6 protein-coding genes and 2 pseudogenes are annotated in these 7,502 nt (G+C 39.6%); 1 reads left to right on the plus strand and 7 read right to left on the minus strand.

The features are described 5' to 3' along the window. Nucleotides 1-56: 56 nt before the first annotated feature. The gene (locus tag HT723_RS00445) at nucleotides 57-2,048 is read right to left on the minus strand and encodes an ABC transporter permease (protein WP_023938677.1); all 1,992 of its coding nucleotides are present in this window, start codon (nucleotides 2,046-2,048) and stop codon (nucleotides 57-59) included. A 1-nt stretch (nucleotide 2,049) separates the two neighbouring features. Beyond that, nucleotides 2,050-2,808, minus strand: a complete 759-nt coding sequence (locus HT723_RS00450; protein ID WP_000173358.1) for an ABC transporter ATP-binding protein — start codon at nucleotides 2,806-2,808, stop codon at nucleotides 2,050-2,052. A gap of 427 nt (nucleotides 2,809-3,235) precedes the next feature. Here HT723_RS00450 and HT723_RS00455 point away from each other — a divergent pair, with 427 nt between their 5' ends. Further along, nucleotides 3,236-3,427 carry a hypothetical protein gene (locus tag HT723_RS00455; RefSeq protein WP_000680768.1) on the plus strand — a complete coding sequence of 64 codons (192 nt, stop codon included), beginning with the start codon at nucleotides 3,236-3,238 and terminating at the stop codon, nucleotides 3,425-3,427. 142 nt (nucleotides 3,428-3,569) lie between these two features. On the opposite strand, the gene HT723_RS00460 is transcribed toward HT723_RS00455, so the two are convergent. The 5 genes and pseudogenes from HT723_RS00460 to HT723_RS00480 all read right to left on the minus strand — a co-directional run. Further along, on the minus strand, nucleotides 3,570-3,842 hold the full coding sequence (locus tag HT723_RS00460; protein ID WP_001085044.1) for a PspC domain-containing protein: 273 nt from the start codon (nucleotides 3,840-3,842) through the stop codon (nucleotides 3,570-3,572). Between the two features lie 58 nt (nucleotides 3,843-3,900). After that, nucleotides 3,901-4,350, minus strand: coding sequence for a SprT family protein (locus HT723_RS00465; protein WP_001054507.1), 450 nt, complete (start codon nucleotides 4,348-4,350; stop codon nucleotides 3,901-3,903). Continuing rightward, a complete protein-coding gene (locus HT723_RS00470) occupies nucleotides 4,337-6,466 on the minus strand; it encodes a Tex family protein (protein ID WP_172934426.1) in 2,130 nt (709 codons plus the stop codon). Before HT723_RS00470 ends, HT723_RS00465 begins: the two co-directional genes overlap by 14 nt. Nucleotides 6,467-6,567: 101 nt before the next feature. Then, nucleotides 6,568-7,046, minus strand: a pseudogene (locus HT723_RS00475) (DUF1919 domain-containing protein); the annotation flags it as partial. A gap of 185 nt (nucleotides 7,047-7,231) precedes the next feature. Continuing rightward, a pseudogene (locus HT723_RS00480) lies at nucleotides 7,232-7,502 on the minus strand (IS630 family transposase); the annotation flags it as partial.

A 7,502-nucleotide genomic window follows, 5' to 3' on the forward strand; every position in this document is an offset into this window, starting at 1 on the left:
TTCATTGAGTATAAAATACAAGAAATACCTCGATTTTGAAGTCGAGGTATCTTTTTTTACATTTGCACAATCTTGCGATAGCTTCTTGAAGTAATCATGAAAATCAACACATAGGCGATGAGGAAGATAGCGCAGATAGACAAGGTCACAATCAACATCATAGTCGTATCTATTACACCAATCACTTTTAAAATCAGACTAAGCATATGGTAGGCAAAGGCTAGATGTATGAAGGCAAAAAGCAAAGGAAGGAAGAAAACAGTTAAAACCTGTTTGTTGATGGTTTGCTTGATTTGCTTTTGATCTAAACCAACTTTCTGCAAGATAATAAAGCGTTCACGGTCTTCGTAGCCTTCAGAAATTTGTTTGTAGTAGATGACCAGAACAGTTCCGACCATAAAGATAATGGATAGGAAAATACCAATAAAGAAGACACCGCCAAAGAGGACACTCATTTGAGCACTAGCATCTGCTAGATTGCTACCATAAACATAGCTACCTTCTGTGTCTAATTGAGCATTAAATTGATTGAGGTATTTTTCATACTCCTCAGCGACCTTGAGTTGTTCTTCTTCACTGACATTTATTACATTCATACCACCGTAAAACTGATTATAGATAGCCGAATCTGGGAATTGATCCAAAAAGGCTTGTAAATCAGGAACAACAAGGTAATTGTAATCAGTAGTCAAGATATTAAACTGATTTGGAACATGGTTCACAATGAAATCTTTATTAAATTCTTCTTTGACAGAAAATTGATGATCATTTAGAGTTAGAGCTTTCTGTCCTTTCAGTCCGTCATTTTTGGCAAAGAGACCAACCTCATTTCCTGATAGAGACAGTTTTTGACCAGTCATATTTTCATAATCTTTTTGGTCAAATACCATGAAAACTGTTTTTGGTTGGACACGGTTTTGTCCTTTTTCAAAAATAGTTAACTTGGTTCCTTCTTGATTTGCAATACCAAAGTTACTGTAACGAAGCACTTCTTTCTCTTTGACACTATAACCTTTGTCACTTGCAAACTGGCTCAAGAGTTTGTCCAAATCTTCTTTTTCAACATTTTTTCCAGTAATGCCAAAGTCATGCGGATTCATCACTTTTTTAAAGGATTCTGAGGCATTGAAAATACTAGTCGCTGCTGACATGGTTACCAAAACCATTGTTGACAAAATAGCGATGGTTGCTAGTCCAACCGCATTTTTCTTCATACGGAAAATCAAGTTGGAAACAGAGATGAGGTTATTAGGTTGGTAATAGTATTTCTTATTTTTCTTTAAGATTTGTAGGAAGACTGTAATCCCTGCATTAAACAATAGATAAGTACCAAAAATAACCAGCAAAACAGCTAGGAAGAAAGTTGTTAGGGCTGTAAGAGGATCGGTTACCGTAAGGGCAAGATAATAGCCAATCCCTAAACTTATGGAACCAAGAATAGTTTGGAGAGGTAGGAAACGACCTCTTTTCTCTCCGCTTGCTTTCTCACGCGAGAGCTGGAGGGCATTCATACGGGCGATTCGAAGGGCATTCAGGAACATGAGCCCTAGGAAAATCAATCCAAAGACAACAAGTACTGCAATGACAACATTCATTTGGAAGGTAGCGACCAGCTCAACCTTCAATTTCATCAGTTTGAGCAAGAAAGCGAAAATTAACTTGTCAAACAAGGCTCCAATACCGATACCCGCTCCAACAGTTAGAATCCCAAATACCACTAACTCCTTAAAGGTCATACTGATCAGGTGACGCTTCTCCAAGCCCAACATGCCATAAATTCCTAGTTCCTTGGAACGGTTCTTCATGACAAAACTATTGGCATAGAGGACGATAATGGCTGACGCAAGGGTGACGACAAACATACCAAATCCAAGTGTAGCCTGAATGGTTGTTCCTCCACGGATTTCAGCAATCTTGGGATTGAAGGTTAGAGAGTAAAAGAGATAGGTGACAGTGACTGCCAAGAGAACAGCCAGCGCAAAAGGATAGTAGAGTTTGCGGTTTTTAATCAAGTTCGATACCGCTAACTTATTGGTTAATCGAAACATACTAATTCACCTCGCTTGCCATGACAGTCAAGGTATCAGAGATTTCTTGGAACATCTGACGCTCTGTCTTTTCTCCACGGTAGATTTGATTGTAAAGAATGCCGTCTTTGATAAAGAGTACGCGCTTGGCTCTGCTTGCTGCTGCTGTGGAGTGGGTTACCATGAGAATGGTTTGACCGCGCTCATTGATTTCATCAAAGACATCAAGTAAGGCTGCAGATGATTTGGAGTCAAGGGCTCCTGTTGGCTCATCCGCAAGGAGAATTTCAGGTTCTGTGATGATGGCGCGGGCTACTGCTACACGCTGTTTCTGACCACCAGAAATCTCGTAAGGGTACTTCTCTTGCAATTGGTTGATACCTAGATTCTCAGCTGTCACCACCAATTTCTTCATCATCTCCGTAATGGGTCTTCTTGACAAGACAAGCGGAAGCAAGATATTGTCCTTAACAGACAGAGTATCTAGCAAGTTAAAGTCTTGGAAGACAAAGCCTAATTTTTCACGACGGAAGCTAGAAGCCTGTGAATTTTTAATGGTTGCGGTATCAGTTCCATTTAAGTAAACCTGTCCACGACTTGGTTTATCCAGCATAGCTAGGATATTGAGAAGAGTTGATTTACCAGAACCAGACTCACCCATGATGGCAACGTAGTCACCTTTTTCCACGGTAAAGTGAATATCCTTGAGGGCCTCTACTTGGTTGCCCTGAAAACGAGTTTTATAAATTTTTTGAACGTGTTTTACATCTAAAAGTGTCATGAGAATCTCCTTTCTTAATATCCCATCAAATGAAATGTTGCTTGCATCATAGCGCATCCCAGCTGAACGCGCTCGATATCTTTGTGGCTTGGTTTTCTTGTTTTCTTCTGTAAGATTTGTTTCATGATGTTACTCCTTTGTTCTTTATGAGTCTAGTTTACATCAAAAAAAGACTGCTTGCCATAACCTAACCTTACAAAAAAGACTTTAATCTTACATTTTTGTAAGATTGGGGGAAATATAGGCAAAATTACTTATAAAATGATTTGATTTCCTATTTTTAAAATTGTAAAATATAAGTGTGAAAAGGCTTACTTTGGAAAGGAGGAAGCGGGAACTAACATTTGAGTAAGCTTACCTAGATAACATACCATTAAATTGAACACTTGCAAGTCGTTCAACCTATAAGGAAAGAAGGTGCGCTTTAATGAAACACAAAGAACATATACTCATCGGACTTCTCTATCTCCTCTCTCCATTCATCGGTCAGCTCTTAGTTGAAAAAACATACTTTATCGGTACAGAATTTACAGCTACTGCTTATGCTATTTGCTGGCTATCAGTTGTTATCAGCATCCATCATTTTTCAAAAAATGTATTGTCTCAGCATGAAAAATAGATTAGAAACATGAGTTCAAAAGAATGCTTTTAGTTTGTAGATGAAGCTGGAAAAATATTATTAAAAGTAAAAAAGCTTTAAATCAAGCAGTTTAGACTATTGATTTAAAGCTTTTTGCGTATTCCAAATCTTTTGTAAAACCTCACCAAAACCAGCCTTCATTATCGTCAATGGCTTGAGCTTCTTTGCGTTTACGTGGGCCTGTTCCGTACATTTCTGCTTCGATTTCTTCCTTGGTTGGCATGATAGAAGCTAGGATGATATAGATAATCACCCCAAGTCCAAAGTTTGCGACTGTAAAAATGGCAAACAGAAAACGTACAAGGGTAACATCAAAGTTCCACTTGTCTGACAGACCTGCTAAAACTCCTGAAATCATGCGATTTCGTCTCATTTTATAAAACTTACTGTTCATGATATTTCCTCTTTCTGCTAGGTTAGACATAGTATATCACGGGTAGGCTCGGCTTTCATCAGTCCTCAGGCTGATTTACTAGTAGCAACTTTCCTCGACAAACTCCACAGCGATAGCGTTTGGTATCAATCCTTCGCTTGCGATAATAAGTTTGCTGGCAGGATTGACAACGATAGAGCTTGATTGGCTTGGAGTTGCTATTTGGCAAGGTTGGCACAAAGCGTAATCCATCCACTGCTTTCAACAGTTCCTTAAAATCCCGATCCTTGTGTTGATAGCCCTTTCCTTGAAAATAGAGGTGATAATGACAGAGTTCATGTCGGACAATTTTCCTAAAAACGTCCAACCCCAGTTCCTGATAAACCTTGTGATTAAAATCCAAATGCCCATCTTTGGGGAAAAATCGCCCACCTGTCGAACGTAGACGCCTATTCCACTGGGCATGATGGATAAAAGGTCTGCCGAAGTCTTCTAGCGAAACCTGCTTGACGTAATCAGTTAGATTCATCTGGAGCTAGGAGCGACAGATTGACTTTTTCACGTTCAGTATCAATTTTCTTGACCCAAACGGTCACCAAATCTCCAACTGACACCACTTGGCTAGGATGTTTGATAAATTTGCGACTCATGTGGGAAATATGAATGAGACCGTCCTCGTGAATTCCAATGTCAACGAAGGCACCGAAGTCAACGACATTACGCACCACACCCTCTAGCTTCTGCCCAACCACTAAGTCCTTGATATCCAGGACATCTTGGCGAAGCATGGGTGCGTCAAAGGAATCACGGAAATCTCGACCTGGTTTGAGAAGATCTGCAATGATATCTTTAAGAGTTTCGGGACCAAGGTCTAGCCCTTGCGCCATTTCCTTGACTGAAAGAGACTTGAGTTTGCCTTGGGCTTCTTCATTCAGGTCCTTAATGTCCAAGCGTTTGAAAAGTTCCTTAACGGCAGCGTAATTTTCTGGGTGAACTCCAGTATTATCGAGGATATTGCTACTTTCAGGGATACGGAGGAAACCAGCAGCCTGTTCAAATGCTTTGGCTCCCAGACGAGGAACTTTCTTAATTTGGGCGCGTGAAGTGATTTTTCCTTCTTCCTCACGGTATTTGACGATATTTTCAGAGATGGTTTTATTGAGTCCAGCTACGTGTGAAAGAAGAGCTGGGCTGGCCGTATTGATATTGACACCGACTTGGTTTACCACTGTATCGACAACAAAGTCCAGACTCTCAGACAATTTCTTCTGGCTGACATCGTGCTGATACTGTCCGACACCGATTGACTTAGGATCGATTTTAACCAATTCAGCAAGGGGGTCCTGCAAACGACGGGCGATAGAAATGGCAGAGCGTTTTTCAACGGTCAAATCTGGAAACTCCTGACGAGCAAGTTCACTGGCAGAATAGACAGAAGCACCACTTTCATTTACGATGACATAACTAACCTCAGGAAAATCTTTCAGAACTTCCGCCACAAAGGCTTCACTTTCATGACTAGCAGTACCATTTCCGATGGCAATAATTTCCACGCCATATTGACCAATCAAATCTGCCAAATCTTTCTTGGCTTCTTCGATTTGACGAGCTGATGCTGGTTTAACAGGATAAATGACCTGTGTTGTCAGCATTTTTCCTGTTGCATCCACGACAGCTAGCTTGGCACCTGTACGAAAGGCAGGGTCAAATCCAAGAACCACGCGCTCTTTCAGTGGAGCAACCAAGAGGAGATTGCGTAGGTTGTCCGAAAAGAGTTGGATAGCCCCTTCTTCCGCTTTTTCAGTCAATTCTGTCCGAATACGGCGCTCGATAGCAGGTAAGACTTTTTTCTTAACCGATTGCTGAACGACTTCATCAATATAGGAATTTTTCACCTTGAAACGAGCAGCAAAGAAAGCTAGAATACGGTCCGTCGCATGTTCAAAACCGACCTTCAAGACACCTAGCTTCTCCCCACGATTGAGAGCCAAGGTACGATAACCCTGCATATTTCCAACCGTCTCTGAAAAATCATAATAAATCTGAAAAACCTGCTTTTCATCAAGACTTTCATCCTTGACTTGAGAAGTGAGTTTAGAGTGTCTCAGCACCTCTTGATAAGTCATGGAACGCAAGGTCACATCTTCCGATAAGGCTTCGACTAAGATATCAACTGCACCAGCCAAGGCGTCTTTCCCAGTCACAAATCCTTCACAGATGAACTTTTCAGCCTCTTTCTCTAAGTCAGTTACATTCTGCAAAATCAGGCGAGCAAGTGGGAAGAGTCCAGCTTCACGAGCAATGGTTGCCTTGGTTCGACGCTTTTCCTTGTAAGGTAGGTAGAGTTCTTCAACGTCTGCTAATTTTTCGGCAGCTAAGATAGCTTCTTCCAACTCCTTGGTCAACTTGCCTTGTTCTTGAATCTTAGCTAAGACAGCTTCCTTGCGGTCATTGAGATTGGTCAGACTTTTATCCAAGTCGATAATGGCCTTAATCGCCACCTCATCCAGACTACCAGTCATGTCCTTGCGATAACGCGCGATAAAGGGGATTGTCGCCCCTTCTGCTGTCAAACTTAGAACAGTATCGATTTGCTTTAAAGTCACTCCCAAATCTTGGGAGATTTTTTCATATTTTTTATCCATGAATCTATTATACCACAAGCTAAACATTTCAAATTAACTCGTAGAACATTTAAAAAATATGTAGGGAATAGATTTATATGCTACAGCGCAATAACTTGCACTTAAAGAGCATTGCCACCTTTTTTTAACCAAGCCATGATATCAAAAGTATTTAATGGATCAGACATAATAGCCAGTTCTGGAAGATGTTCCTGACCTGGAATAACACATTGACTTTTCAAATTTTTATATGGACGATTGACTAAAATTAATTTATTAGAATAAGGAAGATTATCCATCTTATTTAAAATTTCTTCACTAGCTGAATCTTTATTATCAAATTTAAAATATAGATTATCCCAATTTATGCGTTTTTTCTTTTTTCCCACTTAGTCCGTGCTTCTTCAATACTAGAATAATGTAGAAAATGAATATCTATATCCCCTAAGTGCCCCAAAGGATAAACTTCATGGGTCCAGCTCGGTGAAACAAGTTCCTCTTCGAAAACAAGTTCTTGTTCCATATAGTACCGAAAATCCTTTGTAAGTTTATAATAATCATCAGGAAGAATAAATAAACCAACAAAAGGTGTTCTATATTGGCTTTACAATAATAACTTCTATATCTTTAAATGTTTGTCTATCAACTATTAATAAAGACTCTAATAAACTATTTTTATCTCCTTGATGTAATAAAATAACACTGATTAAGCAAGTCAATTTTACTACCTCCTATAATTTTCTGATAATGATTTTCTTCTTATTTCAATTATATAATCATTTAGTTTTAAAAAAAGCGTTCCAAACATTCAAAAATAGTTGGGACTTCCCTTAATAAATCCGTCACTTTCTTTTTCAAGATAGCCCAAGCTTGCTCAATAGGATTCAAATCCGGTGAATATGGCGGTAGAGGTAAGAAAAAGTGTTTATCTTGGATGCAGAGTTCATCCAAAATGTTCTTGGGATGAAAACTAGCATTGTCCATGACAATAACATGAGGTGTCTTCAAAGCAGGCAGGAGTTGCGTTTTGAACCACTCCACAAAGAAATCGCTTGTC

Origin of the sequence: Streptococcus sp. 2106 (assembly GCF_013277315.1) — a bacterium.
GTDB classification, from domain to species: Bacteria; Bacillota; Bacilli; order Lactobacillales; family Streptococcaceae; genus Streptococcus; species Streptococcus pseudopneumoniae.

Bases quoted from the DNA above. Each gene is read 5' to 3' on its own strand.
- HT723_RS00445 (WP_023938677.1), bottom strand. From the start codon at position 2,048: ATGTTTCGATTAACCAATAAGTTAGCGGTATCGAACTTGATTAAAAAC.
- HT723_RS00450 (WP_000173358.1), bottom strand. From the start codon at position 2,808: ATGACACTTTTAGATGTAAAACACGTTCAAAAAATTTATAAAACTCGT.
- HT723_RS00455 (WP_000680768.1), top strand. From the start codon at position 3,236: ATGAAACACAAAGAACATATACTCATCGGACTTCTCTATCTCCTCTCT.
- HT723_RS00460 (WP_001085044.1), bottom strand. From the start codon at position 3,842: ATGAACAGTAAGTTTTATAAAATGAGACGAAATCGCATGATTTCAGGA.
- HT723_RS00465 (WP_001054507.1), bottom strand. From the start codon at position 4,350: ATGAATCTAACTGATTACGTCAAGCAGGTTTCGCTAGAAGACTTCGGC.
- HT723_RS00470 (WP_172934426.1), bottom strand. From the start codon at position 6,466: ATGGATAAAAAATATGAAAAAATCTCCCAAGATTTGGGAGTGACTTTA.